The sequence below is a fragment of the Mucilaginibacter sp. genome, from assembly GCF_035492695.1.
Classification (GTDB): Bacteria; Bacteroidota; Bacteroidia; order Sphingobacteriales; family Sphingobacteriaceae; genus Mucilaginibacter.
In genome coordinates, this window is sequence record NZ_DATJJC010000006.1 from 209,593 (window position 1) to 230,816 (window position 21,224).

16 protein-coding genes are annotated in these 21,224 nt (G+C 45.2%); 8 read left to right on the forward strand and 8 right to left on the reverse strand.

All coding sequences use genetic code 11. The features are described from left to right. Positions 1–43: 43 nt before the first annotated feature. Complete coding sequence (locus VL525_RS03405; protein WP_325383323.1) at positions 44–670, reverse strand: hypothetical protein; 627 nt, start codon at positions 668–670, stop codon at positions 44–46. Positions 671–794: 124 nt separating this feature from the next. Here VL525_RS03405 and VL525_RS03410 point away from each other — a divergent pair, with 124 nt between their 5' ends. Beyond that, complete coding sequence (locus VL525_RS03410; protein WP_325383325.1) at positions 795–1,268, forward strand: hypothetical protein; 474 nt, start codon at positions 795–797, stop codon at positions 1,266–1,268. A gap of 44 nt (positions 1,269–1,312) precedes the next feature. Here VL525_RS03410 and VL525_RS03415 read toward each other — a convergent pair whose 3' ends face one another. After that, positions 1,313–2,299 carry a chitinase gene (locus VL525_RS03415; RefSeq protein ID WP_325383327.1) on the reverse strand — a complete coding sequence of 329 codons (987 nt, stop codon included), beginning with the start codon at positions 2,297–2,299 and terminating at the stop codon, positions 1,313–1,315. Between the two features lie 136 nt (positions 2,300–2,435). On the opposite strand from VL525_RS03415, the gene VL525_RS03420 reads away from it, so the two are divergent. The 3 genes from VL525_RS03420 (at position 2,436) to VL525_RS03430 (ending at position 3,552) form a co-directional block, all read left to right on the forward strand. Then, entirely contained in the window at positions 2,436–2,984 is a 549-nt protein-coding gene (locus tag VL525_RS03420) for a cob(I)yrinic acid a,c-diamide adenosyltransferase (RefSeq protein WP_325383329.1), read from the forward strand. Between the two features lie 86 nt (positions 2,985–3,070). Then, a complete protein-coding gene (locus VL525_RS03425) occupies positions 3,071–3,292 on the forward strand; it encodes a DUF2795 domain-containing protein (protein ID WP_002996718.1) in 222 nt (73 codons plus the stop codon). Between the two features lie 113 nt (positions 3,293–3,405). Then, positions 3,406–3,552: a lmo0937 family membrane protein gene (locus VL525_RS03430; RefSeq protein WP_325383374.1), complete on the forward strand. Its 147-nt coding sequence runs from the start codon at positions 3,406–3,408 to the stop codon at positions 3,550–3,552. A gap of 47 nt (positions 3,553–3,599) precedes the next feature. On the opposite strand, the gene VL525_RS03435 is transcribed toward VL525_RS03430, so the two are convergent. Beyond that, positions 3,600–4,280, reverse strand: a complete 681-nt coding sequence (locus VL525_RS03435; protein ID WP_325383376.1) for a 2-C-methyl-D-erythritol 4-phosphate cytidylyltransferase — start codon at positions 4,278–4,280, stop codon at positions 3,600–3,602. An 86-nt stretch (positions 4,281–4,366) separates the two neighbouring features. After that, complete coding sequence (queA, locus tag VL525_RS03440) at positions 4,367–5,416, reverse strand: tRNA preQ1(34) S-adenosylmethionine ribosyltransferase-isomerase QueA (protein ID WP_325383378.1); 1,050 nt, start codon at positions 5,414–5,416, stop codon at positions 4,367–4,369. Positions 5,417–5,711: 295 nt separating this feature from the next. On the opposite strand from queA, the gene VL525_RS03445 reads away from it, so the two are divergent. Together VL525_RS03445 and VL525_RS03450 are read left to right on the forward strand one after the other, a co-directional pair. Then, positions 5,712–6,959, forward strand: coding sequence for an ABC transporter permease (locus tag VL525_RS03445; RefSeq protein ID WP_325383380.1), 1,248 nt, complete (start codon positions 5,712–5,714; stop codon positions 6,957–6,959). A 172-nt stretch (positions 6,960–7,131) separates the two neighbouring features. Beyond that, positions 7,132–8,418 (forward strand): citrate synthase, encoded by a 1,287-nt coding sequence (locus VL525_RS03450; protein ID WP_325383382.1) that lies wholly within the window; start codon positions 7,132–7,134, stop codon positions 8,416–8,418. A 200-nt stretch (positions 8,419–8,618) separates the two neighbouring features. On the opposite strand, the gene VL525_RS03455 is transcribed toward VL525_RS03450, so the two are convergent. Genes VL525_RS03455 through VL525_RS03465 form a run of 3 tightly spaced genes read right to left on the reverse strand, consistent with a single transcriptional unit; the run spans position 8,619 to position 14,223 of the window. Then, positions 8,619–9,638, reverse strand: coding sequence for a SusE domain-containing protein (locus VL525_RS03455; protein WP_325383384.1), 1,020 nt, complete (start codon positions 9,636–9,638; stop codon positions 8,619–8,621). 44 nt (positions 9,639–9,682) lie between these two features. Beyond that, positions 9,683–11,281, reverse strand: a complete 1,599-nt coding sequence (locus tag VL525_RS03460; RefSeq protein ID WP_325383386.1) for a RagB/SusD family nutrient uptake outer membrane protein — start codon at positions 11,279–11,281, stop codon at positions 9,683–9,685. Between the two features lie 29 nt (positions 11,282–11,310). After that, complete coding sequence (locus tag VL525_RS03465; protein WP_325383388.1) at positions 11,311–14,223, reverse strand: SusC/RagA family TonB-linked outer membrane protein; 2,913 nt, start codon at positions 14,221–14,223, stop codon at positions 11,311–11,313. A 405-nt stretch (positions 14,224–14,628) separates the two neighbouring features. Between VL525_RS03465 and VL525_RS03470 the strand changes: the two genes are divergently transcribed. Then, entirely contained in the window at positions 14,629–15,768 is a 1,140-nt protein-coding gene (locus tag VL525_RS03470; RefSeq protein WP_325383390.1) for an alpha/beta hydrolase, read from the forward strand. 72 nt (positions 15,769–15,840) lie between these two features. On the opposite strand, the gene VL525_RS03475 is transcribed toward VL525_RS03470, so the two are convergent. Beyond that, positions 15,841–19,074, reverse strand: a complete 3,234-nt coding sequence (locus VL525_RS03475) for an amidohydrolase family protein (protein WP_325383392.1) — start codon at positions 19,072–19,074, stop codon at positions 15,841–15,843. Positions 19,075–19,215: 141 nt separating this feature from the next. Here VL525_RS03475 and VL525_RS03480 point away from each other — a divergent pair, with 141 nt between their 5' ends. Then, positions 19,216–21,105 carry an ATP-dependent DNA helicase RecQ gene (locus VL525_RS03480; protein ID WP_325383395.1) on the forward strand — a complete coding sequence of 630 codons (1,890 nt, stop codon included), beginning with the start codon at positions 19,216–19,218 and terminating at the stop codon, positions 21,103–21,105. Positions 21,106–21,224: the final 119 nt, after the last annotated feature.

The window sequence follows — 21,224 nt, forward strand, 5'->3', positions numbered from 1 at the left end:
TGATATAAATCCCGGTTACGTAAAAGTAGCCGGGATTTTTTTATCAGCAGGTTGAACAAATCCTTGCTACAAAATCGGCTAATTGCTGCGAGCTTTCGGGCGATACCTGGTGCCGGTGCCCGATGATGAGGGTATGATCGATAATCTCTATAAGAATGTCTTCGTGCCGCACATCCATTACTGCATTTCTGAAATTACGGTCCATTGCTGATTCGGCCTTCCACCGGTCATTCACTAATACGTAAAATATATCACTAAAAGCCTTATCGTCTGCAAAATCAAGCTCTACTGGGTGTACCAACTCGACTATCTTATCGGCTAATGTTTCCGGACGGATAAAGACACGGCCAAAGTCCTTTTTTACATAGGCCAGCGCCCAGGTTTGGTATTCGTAATAATCGTATGTAGGTGGTACAGTTCCGAGACCGCCCTTTTTTATTTTATGGATTTCAACAAAAAGTATATAGCAATCAGTGCGTGAGTTTTTGATAACATAGGAGCCCCGGATATTGACGTTATTACATCCTCTAAATACTTCAAAATCCTGCAAGCGAAAGTCGATGTTGCCAGTCAGTTCGATCTTGAATTTTGACTTCAACAGCTTGTAAGTCTCATCAAACATGTCGATGGTTTCGCTATTGAGGCCGACGGTATCAAACGGGTAGTTCATACACAAGTATAAGACACGATTTTGAGATTTAAAGGATTTGTTGTTAATTTAAGCCGAGGCGCTTAAACTGATCGGTTTGAAGAAGAAAGCGTTGGGGGTATTTTATATTAAATTATCTGTCACAATGAAACCATACCTGGTAATTTTGTTAATCGTCCTTTTTGCATCCTGCAATTCTGACAACCCTGAAAAAAAATATGGCACTGATTTTAATAAAAACAGGCAAGAATTGGGACTGCCTGCGCTTCAATCCAATTGGAAATTGGTTAAGGACGATCAGGGGATCATTAGATGGGCGCCGGAAGAAAGTTTAACTGGTGTGGGTTTCATCCATAAACAAATAACGATAAAGGATAATAAAATCTATGGTGAAGAAAACCGTTTCGAGGGCCCTAAAAAGTACCGCAGAGACGGTGTCGACTACAATGAAGAAGTATACATTTCCTGTTATTTTAACGAAAAAGAACAAATAAGTGAATGGGGTTGTATGTTCAAAGGCGCCCGGAACCCGATAGATGGTTCGCCCTCAGAGGAAGATACGAAGATCACCGTAAAACAAGCTGACTCCATAGTGACATCATGGGGGATCAAGTATTAAGAAAAGTATTCAGAGCTCATTTTCCTAATTTTCCGGCATAGTCATTATTTATATGCCGCCATACTCCCGCATGAGCAGGCGCAATTAGGATCGCTAACCCCCAATTTTTTCAGGAAATATTGATAAAAGCTGATACGGTCATTCATGCTGAACACATTTTCCCCCTGTCCGCACTCTACTGCGCCATTGATGATGTTGATGGTCATGCCGAAACCGGGCTTACGGTTTTTGGCTTTATCATCGGCTTTGGGCTGCCATTTACCTAACATTACATCGTGCGCCGAGGGCTTATAGGTTTGCGGCGTCATCCAGAAATAAATAGCTGCTTCAAATGCTGCCACCGGGTCGGTTTCAAGCAGATCGGGATTATTTAAAAGAATCTTTTTATCGCCGAAAATACAGTCGGACGCGTACCCATAATTACCGTTATAGCTTAATTGAAGCGGTCCGCGTCCATAATATTTCTTACCGGCCACAGGTGGGTAATTATCGTTGTCGGCAATGTAAGGCAATGAGGTATTGCTCTCGTGAATGTACATCAGGCCATCGTTGTATTTGCCGTTCTCGCCATGGCGTGTTTCATGGGCGATATTGGCAAAGAAGGCCGCCAGTTCTTTTTTATTCGTTCGCAGGTCTTTTTCGCTACAGAAATTCCCATAGTCGATTAAGTAAATACTATCAGGCTTCTTTTTTGCCCAATCCTCGTTCCAATCCTCATCCTGCCGCACTACCACGGATTTGCCCGTTTTTTTATCCGTACGAGTGATCTGGTAAACCGATACTGCGCGTTTGGCAACTTTTATTTTGATAGCCCCCATATTATTGATGGCTCTCATAAAAGCAGCATAGGTGTAAAATTTGTCGCGAAGCGGAAACAGATCGTTAAATTGTTTCTCACTAAGGAAACTTCGAACCGGAATGTTGGCCGCCACGATTGGTGTGCGATCGTCGCCGCCGCATTTAAAGCTCAGAAAAAATAGCGCGGGCAGTAATAAAAAAGTGGGCTTATATACAGATCGGAATACTTTCATGGGACAAACTGCTTCAACAGGAGTATTTAAAAGCATCAAATTTAATAACATTAATAACTCTTAAGAGTTTTCAATCGTATAGCTAACAGATTTAATAAGTAAACCGGAAATTGTACTTTCGGATTTCGAAATCAAAATGAAGATATACACAAAAACAGGCGACAAAGGGTTAACATCGCTCATCGGTGGTACGCGTGTGCCTAAATTCCATTTGCGTATCGAAAGCTATGGCACGGTGGATGAATTGAACTCCTATGTCGGGATGATACGCGACCAGGATATAGCCGAACATGACAAGGAATTGCTAAAACAGGTGCAGGACCGGTTATTTACCATCGGATCGTCGCTGGCATCGGACCCGGAAAAATCAAAAATGGTGATCCCCGACCTGCATTTGGCAGATATTGAACTGCTGGAGCAAGAGATGGATGCGATGAACGAGAGATTACCCGAATTGCGTCATTTTATATTGCCTGGTGGCAATAATGCCATTTCGTTTTGCCATATTGCGCGCTGTGTATGCCGCCGGGCCGAAAGGCTTGCTGTGCACCTGGCTAACGAGAGCAGCGTCGACGAGAAGGTGATCATCTACCTGAACAGGTTGAGCGACTATCTTTTTACACTCGGCAGGAAGATAGGGAATGAGCAAAAAATACCCGAAAACCAGTGGATACCCCGTGTGTAAATTTTTGGAAAAATTTATTTGATAATCAATTTAAAAATATTATACTTTTGCCAAAATTTAAAATATAACCTTATAGATTTAAATATATGTATTGGACACTTGAATTAGCATCACACCTCGAAGATGCACCATGGCCGGCAACAAAGGATGAATTGATCGATTATGCTATCCGTTCCGGGGCGCCTGTCGAGGTTATAGAAAACCTGCAGGCACTGGAAGACGACGGTGAACCGTATGAGAATATAGAGGAAATATGGCCTGATTACCCAACAAAAGACGACTTTTTCTTCAACGAAGACGAATACTAATATCCCGGTATGACTAACGAAGCCCTGAACTTTCGGGGCTTTTTGTTTTATAAAACCTTTTGGAATGTTTTGAGTTTATGATAAAAACATTATCTAATCAAAACATTTATACTATGAGAGGTTTATTGTACATCGTTGCCGTCATCCTGATAATAGGTTGGGCAATAGGATTTTTTGCTTATTCAGCTGGTGGAATAATCCACGTGCTTTTAGTTATTGCAATCATCGCGTTGCTGCTTGGCGTCATCAGGCGAGCCTGACCGGGCGCCGGCAAAATAATGATAGCCATTCCTTTACAGGGGAGTGGCTATTGTTTTAAAAGGAACTCTGCAATAGCAATATCTTCCGGAAAAGTTATCTTAATATTCTGATGACTACCGCCAATCAGGTTGATATTAACGCCGGTTTGTTCGACAACGCTGGCGTCGTCGGTAAAGCTTTCCTGGTAAACCTGTTTGTATGCGTTTTTTAACTGGGCTGCCTGGAAGGTTTGTGGCGTTTGTATAAGGTAAATATTATCGCGGTTAAGGCTTTGTGAGCGGTTGTCCCGGATCTGTCGGACCGAATCGCGGCTTTTAACCGCAACAATAGCGTTACCGTACTTTTCTGCGCATTCATACGATTCATCAATGATAGCACAAGTTACCAGAGGCCTCACAGCATCGTGTATAGCGACTATAGCATCGTCGTCTTCTATCATATTTATCCCGTTCCTTACAGAATGGAAACGTGTTTCGCCGCCACTTACCAATTGGTGCGGAACTGTGAAATTATACTCTTCACATAATTGGTTCCAGTAGTCGTGCGAATCGGGGTGCAGTACTAAAATAATGCCCGGTTTTGTGGCACATGCATCAAATGCGTTAATAGTATGCATTAACAGGGGAATGCCATTCAATAACAGGTACTGTTTGGGAACCGAAGATCGCATGCGGGTGCCCGATCCACCTGCCACTATTATAGCGTAGTATTTGTGGTCATTAATCATTAGTCATTAGTCATTAGTCAATTCGCGACAATAACCGTGTTAAGCTAATTAAAAAAATACCCAATGACAAATGACCGATCAACCAATTATATCATCAGCATGGCATCGCCATAACTGTAAAAGCGGTATTTCTCTTTTACGGCCACTTCATAAGCATGCATCACGTTTTCATAACCGCCAAAAGCACAAACCATCATCAATAAAGTTGACTCAGGGGTGTGGAAATTGGTGATCATCGAGTTTGCAATGCTGAATTCGTACGGCGGGAAGATGAATTTGCTGGTCCAGTCGTTAGCAGGTTTCAAAGTTTTGCTGGCAGATACCGCCGACTCAATGGTCCGCATGGAAGTAGTCCCAACAGCACAGATGCGTTTTTTCGCTTCTATACCCCGGTTTACGATATCAGCCTGTTTTTGCTCGATAATAAATTGCTCCGAATCCATTTTATGCTTGGTCAGGTCCTCTACCTCAACCGGGCGGAAAGTTCCCAGGCCAACGTGCAATGTAACTTCGGCGAACTCGACACCTTTCAGTTCAAGGCGTTTCATCAGCTCGCGGCTAAAGTGCAATCCTGCGGTAGGTGCTGCAACTGCGCCTTCGTGCTTGGCAAAAATAGTCTGATAGCGTTCTTTATCTTCGGGAGTTGCTTTGCGTTTAATGTATTTTGGCAGCGGTGTTTCGCCCAATATTTCCACATTACGACGAAATTCTTCATCGGTCCCGTCGAACAGGAAACGGATTGTGCGGCCCCGCGAGGTGGTATTGTCCACAACTTCGGCTATCAGCAGATCGTCGTCGCCGAAATAAAGTTTGTTACCTACGCGTATTTTACGTGCCGGATCAACCAGTACATCCCACAGGCGTAATTCCTTGTTCAGTTCCCTTAGCAGGAACACTTCGATAGTAGCACCGGTTTTTTCTTTATTACCGTACATGCGTGCAGGGAATACTTTGGTGTTGTTAAGGATCATTACATCCTTATCATCAAAATAGTCCAGCACATCCCTGAATATTTTATGCTCAATTTTACCCGAATCTTTATGTAATACCATCAGGCGCGCTTCGTCGCGTGTACCGGCAGGTGTGTGGGCAATTAATGACTCGGGGAGATTGAATTTAAATTGAGATAATTTCATGCTTTATCTAATGGATTTTTAGGGCGCAAATGTACGAATATATTTGACGATTTCGCTGATTATTTTTTTAAGGATTACACCAATTACGATAGTATTGATTACACCCGATTTTTTAAACCGGTTATTAAAACTTAAACCGGTTATTTAAAACTAAAGTATATACTTGTGTAACTTAATTAGCAACCCATCGTCTAAATAAGTAACAGCATTTTTTCAAATTTGATTTACAATAAACACAATCATGCCAGGAACATGATAGGTGTAATCAAAATAAAATCGGTGTAATACTGACTATATGATCATTTTAAAACTCTCGCGGGAAAGTTTCCGTTTTGCATTTGATGCCTTAAGGCAAAATAAACTGCGCACCCTGTTGTCGCTGCTGGGGGTTACCATAGGCATTTTTACGGTCATCGGTGTATTGTCAGCTGTAGATACGCTGCGGGCTAATCTTCAAAAGAGTGTCAACAAACTTGGTGGTAACAGTGTTTACGTGCAAAAATGGCCCTGGATAGGTGGGGATGATTTCCCCTGGTGGAAGTATCTTCAGCGCCCCGATCCCAAGCTGAGGGACTTTGACCAGCTGCAGCGCCGCAGTCAGACCGCTCTGGCTATAAGTTATGAAATCGGCATCGGCGACCGCACCATTAAATACCAGGACCACACCGCTGAGGGAGCGCAAATAAACGCTGTGACGCAAGATCATGACAAGGTGTGGAACTTTGACCTGAATGAAGGTCGTTATTTTACCGAGATCGATTCACGTACCGGTGCACCTGTCGCCATTATTGGCTATGATATTGCCTCTAATCTTTTTCCGTCTGGCAGTCCCATCGGCAAGCAAATAAAAGTTATGGGCCGTTATGTTACGGTGATCGGTGTATTCGCCAAGGAGGGTAAGGATATGTTCGGCAACTCGGACGATAATTCGGTATTAGTCCCACTCAATTTTGCCAGGGATGTAATAGACGTGCAAGCCAATCAATATCAGCCCACCATTATTGTCAAGGGCAAAACCGGCCTGACAGATTTGGACGTGGAAAGCGAACTGGAAGGATTGATGCGTTCCATAAGGCGCATACAGCCAGGGCAGGAGGATAACTTTGCTTTGAACAGGGCTACGTTGATTTCCAACCAGCTCGACCAGATATTTGGTGTGCTAAATACCGCGGGCTGGATAATCGGCGGCTTTTCAATATTAGTTGGTGGTTTCGGCATAGCTAATATCATGTTTGTGTCGGTAAAAGAACGTACTAATATCATCGGCATACAAAAATCGCTTGGCGCAAAAAATTACTTCATCCTGCTCCAGTTTCTGCTCGAGGCTATTATCCTTTGCCTGCTTGGCGGCGCTATAGGTTTGGGGATGGTTTACCTGGCCACTTTTGCCGTAAAGGCGGCCATTGATATCCAGGTAGTGCTGGATGTAAAGAATATTATTGTTGGTATGAGCACTTCGACCATTATTGGTATCATTTCGGGCATCATACCTGCTTATTCGGCTTCGCGGCTCGATCCTGTTGAGGCCATAAGGTCCAATTAGTCCGAAAGTGTGCACAAGGCCGAGCTTCGTAAGTAATGCTTATTAAAAAAGGCAACTTTCGGACGTCCGGACTTTCAGCCTGTTGCCAATCAACTTTTTTACAATTAGTAAACCTTGCCCGGCCGTATATAACACGGATTTATTTACATTTGCTACGCTAAAGAAAACATCTATGTCGGAAACTGCACAATTAAAAATAGGAGATAAGACCTATGATTTCCCGGTTATTGAAGGAACCGAAGGCGAAAAAGCCATCGATATTTCAAAACTGCGCGATCAAACGGGTTACGTAACGCTTGATATTGGTTATAAGAATACCGGTGCCACGCAAAGCGCCATTACATTTTTGGACGGCGAGCTTGGCATCTTAAAATATCGCGGTTACCCTATTGAGCAGCTTGCTTCAAAGTCCAGTTTTATAGAGGTTGCCTACCTGCTTATTTATGGCGAATTGCCAACCGAAAAGCAGCTTGTAGATTTTCAGCTTCATATCAGCCGCCATACTTTGGTGCACGAGGATATGAAGAAGTTTTTTGATGGCTTTCCGTCAAAATCACATCCAATGGGTCAATTATCGTCGCTGGTGTGTTCGCTATCGGCATTTTACCCCGAGTCGTTAAAATCGAACCAAAGCGAAGCGGAACTCGACCTGAGCATTATCAAAATGCTGGGCAAGATGGCTACGATAGTTTCGTGGATATATAAAAAATCCCTGGGGCACCCATTTATTTACCCCCGGAACAAATATGATTACGTAACCAACTTTCTGCACATGACCTTTGGCCAGCGTACAGAAGAGATCGAGATTGACCCGGTTATCGTGAGCGCCATGAATACGTTGCTTATCCTTCATGCCGATCATGAGCAAAATTGTTCTACTTCAACCGTGCGCATTGTAGGCTCGTCCGAGTCGAATATATATGCGTCGGTATCGGCAGGTATATCGGCCCTTTGGGGACCGCTGCATGGCGGGGCCAACCAGGCCGTGATAGAAATGCTGGAAAAGATAAAAGAAGATGGAGGCGACACCGATAAATGGATAAAAAAGGCCAAGGATAAGAATGACCCTTTCCGCCTGATGGGCTTCGGCCATCGCGTGTACAAGAATTTTGACCCGCGTGCGAAGATCATTAAAAAGGCCTGTGATGATATCCTGGAAAAATTGGGCATAGATGATGAGGTGCTGGAGATAGCCAAAAAGCTGGAAGAGGTAGCCTTAAAAGACAATTACTTTATCGAACGTAAACTTTACCCTAATGTCGATTTTTATTCGGGTATTATTTATCGTGCGCTGGGCTTCCCGACAGATATGTTTACCGTGTTGTTTGCCCTTGGCAGGTTGCCCGGCTGGATAGCGCAATGGAAAGAAATGAAGGAACATAAGGAACCTATTGGCCGCCCGCGCCAGATATATGTAGGGCAGGTGAACAGGGAGTATGTGGATATAAAGAGCCGGTAATTTTAGTTCATGGCTGATGGTTTACAAATCATAGCCTATTAAATTTATAAAGGAGGCTTCCGGAGTTTTAAACTTCGGGAGCCTTTTCATTTAGCATTCATTATGTTGAAGATCCCAGGTAATGTGAGCGTGTTCAAACAAAAAACCCGCCCCGGTATAACCGGGAACGGGCTTCAATCAATCAACTCTCTGTTATTATCTTATTGTTTTGTAATAGTATAGGTGTTTGCATTCACATCAAGTGTGATCTTATAGCTGCCGGTTGCATCAACGGGAATATTTGCACCGTTAAGAGACAGACTTCCATCAGCACCACCGAGGTTAGTACCCCAATCGTGATTCAAACGGAACTTAATATTACCACCAGCAGTAAGGTTCGCAGTAACCACCCACATTTGATGTGCATTGTCAAACTGCATATCGGTATCGCCTCCCCAACCGCCTGGCGTAGCATCACCAATGATACTCCATTGAGTGGGAGTCATTACGATCGTATTGGCATTCAGGTCGATAGTTATTTTAACATTGCCACCTGCAGGTGCCACCAAGTTACCTCCAGATGAGCTAACTGAACCACCACCTGCATCGCCATAGTTCGTATGGTTCCAATCCCTGTTAGAGGTAATCTTGAAATTCAAGTCGCCTCCGGTAAAGTTGATCACGCCGGTATAAACGCCATTGCCCGTCGCAGATTCCAAACTGTCGGCCACTGCCGGGTTCCAACCCTGATATGCTCCTGGAACATAAATAAATGCCGTCAAAGCAAATGGGGTCACAGTTAATGAAACTACATTCGAATAAACCGGATCAACCGTTGCGCTTATAGAAGATTTAATACGTGCCTGAACCGGGGAAGCAACTCCGGTTGGCAGGTTTAACGCCAATACCAGGTTATTAAAATCGAGCGTTGTAAAAGCCTGCGTAGCAGTTTTACCGCTAATAGTAAACTCTTTCGGATTGGCAAAGTTATCGCCAGGAGCGTCTATCTGCAACACGTTATTTATCGCTGCAGAGTACCCAAAATCGGCCTGCGTCAGGTTAAAGGTTACCGCGGTTTTTGTCAGATCAGCCTTGGTCAACACTATAGTGGTTGACGACGCCTGCAACCCCGATGTAGCTACATTTGTCGCATACACCTTTTTCTCATCTTTTTTGCAGGCCGGCAGCACCAGCAGCCCGATGCTGCAGATGGCTAAAAATTTCGTTAATAATGTTTTCATTTTATCTCTTTTAATTTAAAACACTTACCTGTTTATGATCCCGATCAATTATAGCCCGGATTTTGCTTTAAGGTAGGGTTGTTTATAATATCAGTTGACGGTATTGGCATCAGGTTGCGGTAATCTTCTACACCTGTACCTGTATGGGTACCACCTTTCCATTGCCATGTATAATCGCCCGAGGTAAATTTACCGAAGCGGATAAGGTCCGTTCTGCGGTGACCCTCAAACAAAAGCTCGCGGCCCCTTTCATCCAGCATAAATGGCAAAGTAAGCTGACCGGCGGTAATATCTCCTGCAGTATCGCCATCATAAGCCCTGGTACGCACCAGGTTTACATAATTTAACGCTGTTGCTGCATCACCGCCTGAACCACCGCGCAAAACAGCTTCGGCATACATCAGGTACACGTCCGCAAGACGGAACATCGGGAAATCGGTATCCACGAAATTTCCGGTCGGGTCGCTGCCCGCTACACCGGTCGAGGTCAGGTTTTTGAACTTGGTGATCGCGTATCCATCCGTAAAGGTGTATTCGTCGGCTATGTCATTTTTCTGACCGTCTGTAAAAAACATGGCGCGTTTATCAGTATTGCCACTTGGATCGGAAAACAGCGCAACATACTGAGGGGTAGTGCGCAAGCCCGACCATTGTGAATTGATGCCAAAGTCGGCCACGTTCATTTTCCCGCCTACCGAAGCATGAATAAGGTAAGTCATACCGCCATAGCCTTGCGTATGAAGGCCATCGGATTCGATAGGGAAAATGATCTCATTTGAATTATTGTTGTCGGCCAGGAAAAGGTTTTTAAAGTGCTGTTCCAACGTGTAACCACCTTCGTCGATCACTTTTTTCGCGTAAGTAATTGCGTCTGTACTGCGGTCGGTGCCTGTATATACTTTAGCATTCAGATAAAGCTTTGTAAGCAGTGTCCAGGCGGCTGCTTTATCAGCGTGACCGTAAGAGAATCGCGGGGCGCCCAGGTCTCCATCAATGGCTTTTAATTCACTCTCGATGTAATTAAAAACATCAGTACGCGAAGCCTGTTTTGGAAAAAACACGCCCACATTGTCGGCTTCAGTAACCATTGGAACGCTGCCGAAAAGATCGATAGCATGCCAGTAACTAAGTGCCCGCAAAAAACGTGCTTCGGCACGGTACTGTTTTGCTGTGGCTACGTCGCTGCCTGTTATCCCGTTCTTAGCTAATTCGGCATCAGTGGTATTACGGATAAACTCGTTATCAAGAGATATTTCGTAATAGATACGGTCGTACATTGCACGGATAAATTCGCACTGGTTATTCCAGTTCATATCATGCAGGGTATGAACTGTTCCGTCGTTCCACACGATCTGAGCTTCATCAGTGGTCAATTCCTGCATGTTGAAATACTCGCGCAGATAGTTGCCAAAGCCTTCATCGATACCAGCAATATCAGGGTTTCCTGCGGGGCCCTGTTGCCCGCTTAATGCATACGCCGTGTATAATTTGGCCAGCACCTGCTGATAATTACCGAAGTCTTTATAAACGCTTGCAGTAGTTACTTGCCCAATAGGCTCCAAATTCTTTTTACACGAAGTAATAGTTACTGAGCCAGCTATTACCATAGTAGCCGCCAGTAGTTTGATGTTTCTTACTTTCATGATTTATTTATATTGTAAATATCTTTATATTAATATGTTAAGTTAACCCCTAAAGAGAAGACACGCGGACGCGGGTAGATGTTATTATCTATGCCTGAAGAAATTTCAGGATCCAGTCCGGTGTATTTGGTTATCACAAATACATTCTCTACGTTAAAGCTTGCCTTTAGTGACGCAACTTTTGCAACCTTACCAAAATTGTAGCTCAAGTTAGCGTTGTCCATCCTAAGGAATGAAGCATTTTCTACATAGTAGTCGCTATACAGCTGATATTGCTGGAAATTGGTTTTCAAAATACTATTAGGAATATTATTCAGGTATCCCTGAAATTTTAACCCGGCATAAGCACCGTTGCTTGCCTGTACAGCGTTATAAACATAATTGCCAAGGTTTGCACGCATAGTAAAGCCAAGGCCCCATTGCTTATAGTTTATATTGTTGTTGAAGCCCATAAATACGGTAGGGTTCGGATGTTTGTAAAGGTATTTGTCGTCTAATGTAGATCCGTTTCCATTTCTGTCAACATATACACCATTAAGCGGCATTCCGTTGGTGCCATACACCTGTTGATATACATAGAAAGCATAGGGAGAATATCCTGCCTTAAGCAATTGGATGGTATTACCTACACCACCTGGTATACCACCTGTAGGAATAATTTGGTTAGGATCCTTTGTTGCTGAAATGTTATCGACAGTAATTTTATTAAACGAGATATTGTATCCGAAGGTCCATTTAAAATCTTTGTTATCCACCGGTACTGCCGTAATAGCAAAATCAATACCCTGGGTGTGCAGGTTACCTATATTGGCGATAACGTGGTTGGTTAAGTTAGTACCGTCGGGCACAGGTGTGTCGAACAACAAGTCCTTGGTCTTTTTATAATAATAATCGATGGCGCCAGAGATGCGTCCGTTAAGGAAGCCATAATCGATACCGACGTTGGTAGTAGCTGTTTGCTCCCATTTTAACGCCAGGTTGTAAGCATCGGCACGCAATGTATTGATATAAGTATCGCCAAACTGGTACTGAGCCGAGTTATTGCTTGGTTCGTAAACTGCTAAATAACCGAATAGCGGACCAATGTCCTGCTGGCCGGTTATACCATAGCCAACCCTAAGTTTTAAATCAGAAAGGAAATCGACGCTTTTAAGAAAGTCTTCTTCCTTAATCCGCCATGCCAAACCTATAGAAGGGAAATATCCATTCCGGTTAAGGTTGGAGAAGCGTGATGAGCGGTCATCGCGGATAGTAGCTGTAAGCAAATACTTATCCATAACGCTAACGTTTAAGCGTGCAAACGGCGACTCGATATAATATTGACCAGGGAAAATATTGGCGGCCTGCGATATCACGGTAGTTTTATCGCCTGCATAAGTGGCCTCGGGCCTGGTAAAGAAATGGAAATACTGATAAGAGTAACCTACCTGTGCATCTACGTGAGTACTGATCGATTTAAAATCCTTGGAGTACTTTAAATAATAATCGGCATTGTAGGTGTAATTTTTACTGTAATATTGAGAATAAGATCCGGTAGTAGTAGCTGTAGTAGCTGATGCTGCGGAAAGGGCAGTCGTGTTATTCCCCATACCTTCACTTTCATCACCACCGAAAGTAGCATTAAATTCCAATTCTTTCAGGAATGGGAAGGTGTAATCAAATGACACACTTCCTAAACCGCGTTTGGTATATCCATGACCAGTAGATTGATTTAACAAGCCTACAGGGTTTTTACCTGCAAGACCATTGAGGTTGCCATTATCATCGAGCCATTCGTAGTATCCTCCAAATTTGTCGGGGTTGCCCGAATAAACCGGTTGAGTAGGATCAAAACTTACTGCAGCCCCTATGGCTCCCTGGGCAGCAAACAAGCGGTCGGTGTAGGTGCCTTTTAAATTAAGGTCTATCTTTAAGCTATTATTCAAAAATGATTTGTTCACATTCAGCGCTACGGTGGTCCTTTTCAGATTATCTCTCTTAAGAACGCCATCCTGATCAAGGTAACCTATGGATAAACGATAGGGCAGCCCTTTGACACCACCGCTAAAACTGATGTTATTGTCTGTAGAGAAAGCCTGGCGGTAAATCAGCTTTTGCCAGTCGGTATTTGCATTTCCCAACTCGGCTATCTGGTCGGCATTTAAATTAGCCTGCGGGCTGTTAACTACATCACGAAATTGGGCGGCAGTTAATACCGGTGCTTCTTTAGTGATCTTTGACAAAGAGTTAACAGTGCTGAAATTGATTCTCAACTTATTGTCGGCTTTACCTTTTTTGGTAACGATGATGATAACCCCGTTTGATGCGCGCGAACCGTAAATAGCCGTTGCAGAAGCATCTTTCAGGATGTTAAAGGATTCGATATCATCCGGGTTGATGGTTGCCAAAGGGTTATCGATGCCAGCTATGCCGGAATTGCTTACAGGAACACCGTCGATAACGATCAGAGGGTCGTTGCTGGCTGTAATCGAAGCACCGCCGCGGATGCGAATGGTGCTTCCTGCGCCGGGTGCACCGCTGTTCGACGTGATTTCGACACCGGCAACTTTACCGGTTATCAAAGCTTCGGGAGTTGTAACGGGCCCCTGGTTGAAATCTTTGGCAGTAATTGCAACAACTGAACCGGTCAGGTCCTTTTTACGCTGACTGCCGTAACCGATAACTACCACTTCGTTCAAGTTTGTGCTTTCAGCTTTCAAACCGAAATTTACAGTAAGTACGGATGAACCTACTGTAATGGTTTGCTTAGCGGGCACATAACCGATATATTTTGCGGTTAGGGTGTAATTGCCCGGGTTTACACTTGCAATAGTGTAATTTCCGTTGGCGTCGGTAGTGGCGCCGAGCGTGGTGCCGTCAATGCTTACCGAGGCACCGGGAAGGGGCTGGCTGGTCTCGTCCAGCACCTTGCCTTTTATGCTTCCTTTTTGTGCAAATGCCATGACAGACATCATTAAAAACGCACAAAGAAGCAAATACTTTTTTGAGTAATTTTTTCTCATACTTTTATTGTGTGTGAATAAAATCGGCGGTTATCGCCCGTTGTAAAATTGGTTTGTTAACTTCGCTTTAACAGCGTGTGACTAATTTACACTAAGAAGTAATAATTCCAAATTTTATGTTAGAGATAATTTTCGGCCGATTAGGCGATGAAAATTTAACTTTAGAGAAATATTTTAGGGGTGGTTTTTTATTGGCTTTTTTTCAAAAATTGTGCGAAATTTTATAAATAAAATGACTTTTCGGGCGAATATAAGTGTCAAAATTACACATTTAATAATTTTACTTTAATGAAAACGTTCCCGGGAACGTTCCCGGAGAAATAACTGTTAAAAAGACAATTTAAAATGATAAAAAAAATATTTTTCTGCGCGTTTTTGCTTTTTTGTCAAAACTTTTTGCTGTTTGGACAGTTACGGGTTACCTTTAAAATCAATAAAATACCATTATCCAAAGACCCTAGTGTACACCTGTTCCTGGCCGGTGATTTTAATGGTTGGAACCCTTCTGATGCCCGTTATGAAATACCCTCTGAAGGCAACGGAAATTTCGCGGTTACCACGACGATGAAGCCGGGTATCATTAACTTTAAAGTCACCCGGGGGAACTGGCAAACCGTGGAATGTACAAGCGATGGAAAGCCCGTTGATAACCGCAGTTTTACATTAAAACACGATACTACAATAACCATCAGCATTGCGGGCTGGCAGGACAACTTTAAGGCTGAAGAGAAGAAACATACAGCAAGTGCGAATGTGCATATACTTAGCGAAAAATTTGAGATACCTCAGTTAGCCAGGCAGCGCCGCGTGTGGATTTACCTGCCTGCGGATTATGAAATATCTCATAAACAATACCCGGTTATCTATATGCAGGACGGGCAGAACCTTTTTGACGCTTATACCTCGGGTTATGGCGAATGGGGCGTGGATGAGATAATGGATAAGCTGCCGGTAAAAGATCAGTGCATTATTGTGGGTGTCGACCATGGCGGCGAGCATCGTCTTTCTGAATATGACCCTTATGACACCAAATATGGCAAAGGCGAAGGGAGCGGGTATGCAGATTTCCTGGCGAAGACGCTAAAACCTTATGTCGACGGGCATTATCGTACTAAAAAAGACCCGCGTAATACAACCGTAGCGGGCAGTTCAATGGGAGGGCTGATATCGATGTATGCTATCCTGAAATATCCGGATGTGTTTGGTAATGCGGGCGTATTTTCACCTTCGTTCTGGCTGCCGCCTGCTATATACGACTATGCAAAACTGAGGTCTTTGAAAAAATATACCCGGATATATTTCGTATGCGGCGATTCAGAGAGCGACAGCATGGTTGCCGACATGAAGAAAATGGCAGGCCTTGTGCGCGCCAAGGGGATAAGCGAACAAAATACTCCCGAAGTGGTGGTAAAAGGAGCCAAACACAACGAGAAGCAATGGAACGGGGATTTTCCCGCGTTTTATCAATGGTTAAGCCATCGTTAAACATCCAATGCTTATTGCCGGCTCAAGTAGTAAGAGCCCTCCCTGCAAGGGGAGGGTTTGGGGTGTGGGCTGTCAATCGCCGTCCTGGCTGGTAAATTGATAGGTTTCCAGGTTGCCGACCGGTAAATTTACCGTTTCGCCACGGTTCATTTGCCACCAGAAACGCAGCCGCGGTTTTTCGCGGTTGCCAATTTCATTCATCGAATCTGCATCATAAAGCCGGCCGTTCAGCATCACATATTTGATCTTCTGGCTGTTGCGTATATCTTCCAGCGGATTATCATTCAGCACGATCAGGTCGGCAAGTTTACCTGTTTCCAGCGAACCGATCTCCTTTTCCATCCCCAGGTAAGAAGCACCGTTGATAGTTGCACAGCGTATAGCCTGCATAGGCGACATGCCGCCCTGCGCCAGCATCCACAACTCCCAATGTGCGCCAAGGCCCTGTAATTGCCCATGCGAACCGAGGTTCACTTTGGTGCCGCCGTCAGCTATCTGCTTTACATATCTTGATACCTCGATGTGCCCGTAGTCACCATACTCCGATGTAGACCGGCGCCGCGAGCGGGAATCGACGATAGTTCTTGGGGTAAAGTTCAGCAGGTGTTCGTTCTTCCATACCTCTGTACGGTCGTACCAATAATTTTCACCGAACTGACCGCCATAGCAGACGATAAGCGTAGGGGTATAGCCCGATTTACTGGCGTTCCATAAAGCTTTTACGTCTTTATAAATAGGCACAACCGGTATGTTATGTTCGATACCGGTATGCCCGTCGAGGATCATGTTCATATTAGTAAAAAAGGTCGAACCACCCTCGGGCACTACTTCCATTTGCAGCTCGCGGGCAGCTTCAATAATTTGCTGACGCTGCTCGCGGCGGGGCTGATTGTAGCTTTTTACAGAAAATGCCCCCACCTCCTTTAGCCTGCGGATGTTTGACCGGGCATCATCAAGGCTGTTGATGACTGCTTTGAAATCGCCGTCGGCGCCATATAATATTGTACCGGTTGAATATACCCTTGGGCCAACCATGTTCCCGGCTTTCAGCATTTCCGACTGGCTGAATACCATTTCAGTGTTGGACGAAGGGTCGTGGGCGGTAGTTACCCCAAATGCCAGGTTAGCATAATAGTTCCAATCCTGCTGCGGCGATATTCCATCGGGACTGGGGTGCAGATGCGCATGGACATCCACAATGCCCGGCATAATGGTTTTACCTGTGGCGTCATAAACCATTGCGTCGGCCGGCACTTGCACGTCTTCAGTTTTGCCGACAGCGACTATTTTGTTTTTATCGATAACGATGGTGCCGTTCCTGATCACCTCATCCCCCTTCATGGTGATGATCCGCGCATTCTTAAAGGCGATCTTGCCGGTTGGTACGTCGGTTTTTAATTTAAGGCCGATGTCAATTCCTACGGTGTCGATAACAGGGGTCTTGTCTTTCCCGCCATCCACGAATGGGAAAGCATTTTTAATATCGCGCACGAAATATCTTGGCCCCAGGGTCCACATCAGCTTTTGGCTGTCCTTGCTCCAATGCAGGTAGGTGCCGGCGTCGCGCGTAAGTTTACTCAGCGGTATGGCCTTGTTTGCGGCCGACAGATCCTGAGGGCTGCCTGTATTTACCATGGGGGTGATGTAGCAGTTATACAATTCGGTAAAAGCCATCCATTTGCCATCAGGGCTGGGAGCAAATTGTGTGGTATACTTTGATGTATAAAGCGTTCGCTCGTTTGCCCCGGTAGTGTCGATCACTTTGAAAGCCTTATTTTCGCCTTCCGATCCCTGGAAATATATCCTGGAACCGTCGGCCGAGAACTGCGGCCTTATACCGTGGTCAAGCACCATTTTAGGCGTCCCGCCCATAGCAGGTATCATATAAATGCCGGGATCTTTTCCAAAGGCAAAACCCAAAACCTCGTTGCCCTCACCTTTGCGGTAAACTATTTTATCACCCCTGGGCGAGAACTTTGGTGAGTAGTAGAAGCCTTTATCGACCGTAAGCCGCGTTATGGCATGTGTTGTAAGGTCGACGCGGTTTACCGAACCTTTGAGTTCGTCGGTCCAATCCACATAAACCAGCGACTTGCCGTCAGGACTGAACTCCGGCTCATATTCAAAATCGTTCAGGGTGTCTATCCGCTGGGGCACCCCGTTCGGGAGTGTCTTGGTATAAATGTGCCCTGCGGCGTTAAAGGCGACCAGGTTGCTATCGGGCGACGTGGTAAGCTGGCGTATCATTTTTACAGTAAACTCATCCTGGAAAACCTTCTGATTAAAATGAAGCGCTTCGGTAATGTTTTGCTGGCTTGTTACTTCGAAAGGTATTTGTTCGGCGCTAAGTGTGGTAATGTCCAGGTTCCATATTTTCCCTTTGGCGTAAAAAATGATGTTTTTGCTATCGGGCGTCCAGTTGAAATTTGGGTACACCCCAAAGACAGCCCATGTTTCCTGCTGATCTTTAGACAGGTCGTCATACACCGGCCATTCTTCGCCCGTAGCCAGGTTTTGCAGGTAAAGGACAGATTTTAACCGCACCCTTTTAACAAACGCAAGCAGCTTTCCGTCGGGCGATATTTGCGGGCGGCATGCCCCGCCTGGGCCACCGGCTACTTCTTCTATCTTCCCGGTTTCCCTGTTTAAGCGGCGGATGGCATAAATACCCTTATTTGGATCTTTGTTATATTCAAAATCGGGGCCAGGGGTCATATCCTCGCTCCAGTAAATATATTTTCCATCGGGCGATACAATGGGTTCACCGGCATCCTGCTGGTCGTTTTTGCGTTTGGTTAGTTGTATCCCGTCGCCGCCATTGATGTTGTATATCCACATTTCGCCTGCTCCCAACGAGCGGGTGCCGGTGAAGTGTTTACGGGCCACAATATATTGCCCGTCGGGTGTCCAGTACGGATTATTCAACAACCGAAAGGTCTCTTTGGTAATAGGATGCTTATTAGTGCCATCGCTGTTCATTACCCAAATGTTATCGCCGCCGTCTTTGTCGCTGGTGTAGGCAATCATCTTACCATCCGGACTGTAACGTGGCTGTACTTCCCATGCTTTGCCGCTGCTGAGCGTAGTCGCTTTTCCACCCTTTACGGGGATAGTATAAATATCGCCCAAAAGATCAAAAACGATATTCTGCCCGTCTGGGCTAACATCCAGGTCCATCCAGGTACCTTCATCGGTAGTTATGGTGACTTTTTTTGATGGGCCGGGCGGATTTTCCACGTTCCATTTTTGGGCATAAAGGATATTGGCAGTTAGGAAGGGGAGTATAATAGCGAGAATATATTTCATAATGATAGAAAGTTAACGCTGCGAAGTTAGAAATATTGAGGCATTTCGGCGGATTTCGAATTTTGAATGTTCGATTTCGAATTTATCTTAGCTTCGTAAAATTTCGATCCGCCAACTTGCGGGCGACATTCAACATTCAGTATGACCATCCAGGAAACACTAAAACACTATTGGGGATACGAGCACTTCCGGCCTTTGCAGGAGGAGATCATTCAATCTGTTTTATTGGGGCGCGATACTTTGGCTTTGCTGCCAACCGGCGGGGGCAAGTCGGTTTGTTTCCAGGTGCCGGCGCTGGTGAAAGAGGGACTATGCATTGTTGTCTCGCCGCTTATTGCCCTGATGAAGGACCAGGTGGAAAACCTGAAAGCGAAAGGTATTCCGGCCATATCCATCGTAACCGGGATGGGCAAGCGCGAGATAGATATCGCACTGGATAATTGTGTTTACGGCGGTTTTAAATTCCTTTACCTGTCGCCCGAACGTTTGTTGTCTGAACTGGTTCGCGAGCGGATCAAATACATGAACGTGAACCTGATAGCTGTTGACGAGGCGCATTGCATATCGCAATGGGGTTATGATTTTCGACCACCATACCTGCATGTTGCTGAGCTGCGAGAGCTGCACCCTGATGCTCCTGTGCTTGCCTTAACAGCAACCGCAACGGCAGAGGTAAGGGAGGACATACAGCAGAAGCTGCTTTTCGAAGAACAGAATATCTTCCAGCAAAGCTTTGAACGGCGTAATATCAGCTACGTGGTGCAGAACGAGGAAAACAAGCTGCGCAAACTGCTGGATATCCCACGCGGAGTTAAAGGCAGCGGCATAGTTTATGTGCGCAGCCGCAAGGAAACCGAAGAAATAGCCAAATTTTATAGCGAGAACCATGTAAGCGCTGATTTTTATCACGCCGGGCTGACGATGGAACAACGATCAGCGAAGCAGGATAGTTGGCAAAGGAATCATACCCGCATTATAGTGGCCACTAACGCCTTCGGGATGGGGATAGATAAGCCGGATGTCCGTTTTGTGATCCACAAGGATATGCCCGAAAGCCTGGAGGCTTATTACCAGGAAGCCGGCAGGGCAGGGCGCGATGAACAAAAGGCCTATGCGGTACTGCTTTACAACTATGCCGACCGCCTGAAAAATGAAAAGAAGTTCGAGTCCAGCTTTCCATCGGTGGATGAGATCAGGCAGGTTTATCATCAATTAGGAAGCTATTTTCAGCTGGCTTATGGCACCGGGGCGGGCGTAAGCTTTGACCTTGACCTGGGAGATTTTTGTACGCGTAATAAGCTCGACCCCACCAAAACCATTAATGCGCTTAAATTTTTGGAGCAGGATGAATACCTGGCCTTTAACGAGAGCGTTTTTCTGCCGTCACGGTTCCGGTTCGAGGTGCGGAATGAGGAACTGTATAATTTCCAGGTACAAAATTCCGGCTGGGACCCATTCATCAAAACCCTGCTGCGGTCGTACGGCGGGGCTTTTGAGAATTATGTGCGCCTGCGGGAGTTCGACCTGGCAAGGCGCGCCAACCTAAGCGTACAACAGGTGATAGAGGGCCTGAAGCAATTGGAAAAAGAAGGGATATTGCACTACCTGCAGCAAACCGATCTGCCGCAGGTTACCTGGCTACAGCCACGGTTACAGCATAACGAGCTGATCATCAATAAGCGTTATATCGAAAACCGCAAAATCGTTTACCGCAATAAAATGGAAGCCGTTTTTGCCTACGCCGAACATAAAAAATGCCGCAGCCAGATGCTGTTGGCTTATTTTGACGAAACCGCCCCTAAATGCGGCGTGTGTGACGTTTGCCTGGAAGAAAAGCGCCAAAAGAACAAGGCCGAAACCTCCGAGAACATCACTGCCGAGATCGTCGAATCGCTATCCATGGAACATAAGAACATTGGCGAGCTGGTGACGAACCTCAAAACCGGTACCGAAAAGGAGCGTATTGAAGCTATTCGATTACTGCTGGATGCAGGGAAGATAAAAACGGACGGGGAGAGGTATTATTTGTGAGGTGGCGATGGTTGATAGTTCATGGCTTAATAACTTCTCGCCTGTTCAAGTGTCTGCACTTGGACACCAGCCTATGTAAGTGTCTACGCTTACATTAAGACTTAAGCGTGGACGCTTAA

What these genes read in the sequence shown, in the direction of transcription:
- VL525_RS03405 (WP_325383323.1), bottom strand. Translation starts at nt 670, where the DNA reads ATGAACTACCCGTTTGATACCGTCGGCCTCAATAGCGAAACCATCGAC.
- VL525_RS03410 (WP_325383325.1), top strand. Translation starts at nt 795, where the DNA reads ATGAAACCATACCTGGTAATTTTGTTAATCGTCCTTTTTGCATCCTGC.
- VL525_RS03415 (WP_325383327.1), bottom strand. Translation starts at nt 2,299, where the DNA reads ATGAAAGTATTCCGATCTGTATATAAGCCCACTTTTTTATTACTGCCC.
- VL525_RS03420 (WP_325383329.1), top strand. Translation starts at nt 2,436, where the DNA reads ATGAAGATATACACAAAAACAGGCGACAAAGGGTTAACATCGCTCATC.
- VL525_RS03425 (WP_002996718.1), top strand. Translation starts at nt 3,071, where the DNA reads ATGTATTGGACACTTGAATTAGCATCACACCTCGAAGATGCACCATGG.
- VL525_RS03430 (WP_325383374.1), top strand. Translation starts at nt 3,406, where the DNA reads ATGAGAGGTTTATTGTACATCGTTGCCGTCATCCTGATAATAGGTTGG.
- VL525_RS03435 (WP_325383376.1), bottom strand. Translation starts at nt 4,280, where the DNA reads ATGATTAATGACCACAAATACTACGCTATAATAGTGGCAGGTGGATCG.
- queA (WP_325383378.1), bottom strand. Translation starts at nt 5,416, where the DNA reads ATGAAATTATCTCAATTTAAATTCAATCTCCCCGAGTCATTAATTGCC.
- VL525_RS03445 (WP_325383380.1), top strand. Translation starts at nt 5,712, where the DNA reads ATGATCATTTTAAAACTCTCGCGGGAAAGTTTCCGTTTTGCATTTGAT.
- VL525_RS03450 (WP_325383382.1), top strand. Translation starts at nt 7,132, where the DNA reads ATGTCGGAAACTGCACAATTAAAAATAGGAGATAAGACCTATGATTTC.
- VL525_RS03455 (WP_325383384.1), bottom strand. Translation starts at nt 9,638, where the DNA reads ATGAAAACATTATTAACGAAATTTTTAGCCATCTGCAGCATCGGGCTG.
- VL525_RS03460 (WP_325383386.1), bottom strand. Translation starts at nt 11,281, where the DNA reads ATGAAAGTAAGAAACATCAAACTACTGGCGGCTACTATGGTAATAGCT.
- VL525_RS03465 (WP_325383388.1), bottom strand. Translation starts at nt 14,223, where the DNA reads ATGGCATTTGCACAAAAAGGAAGCATAAAAGGCAAGGTGCTGGACGAG.
- VL525_RS03470 (WP_325383390.1), top strand. Translation starts at nt 14,629, where the DNA reads ATGATAAAAAAAATATTTTTCTGCGCGTTTTTGCTTTTTTGTCAAAAC.
- VL525_RS03475 (WP_325383392.1), bottom strand. Translation starts at nt 19,074, where the DNA reads ATGAAATATATTCTCGCTATTATACTCCCCTTCCTAACTGCCAATATC.
- VL525_RS03480 (WP_325383395.1), top strand. Translation starts at nt 19,216, where the DNA reads ATGACCATCCAGGAAACACTAAAACACTATTGGGGATACGAGCACTTC.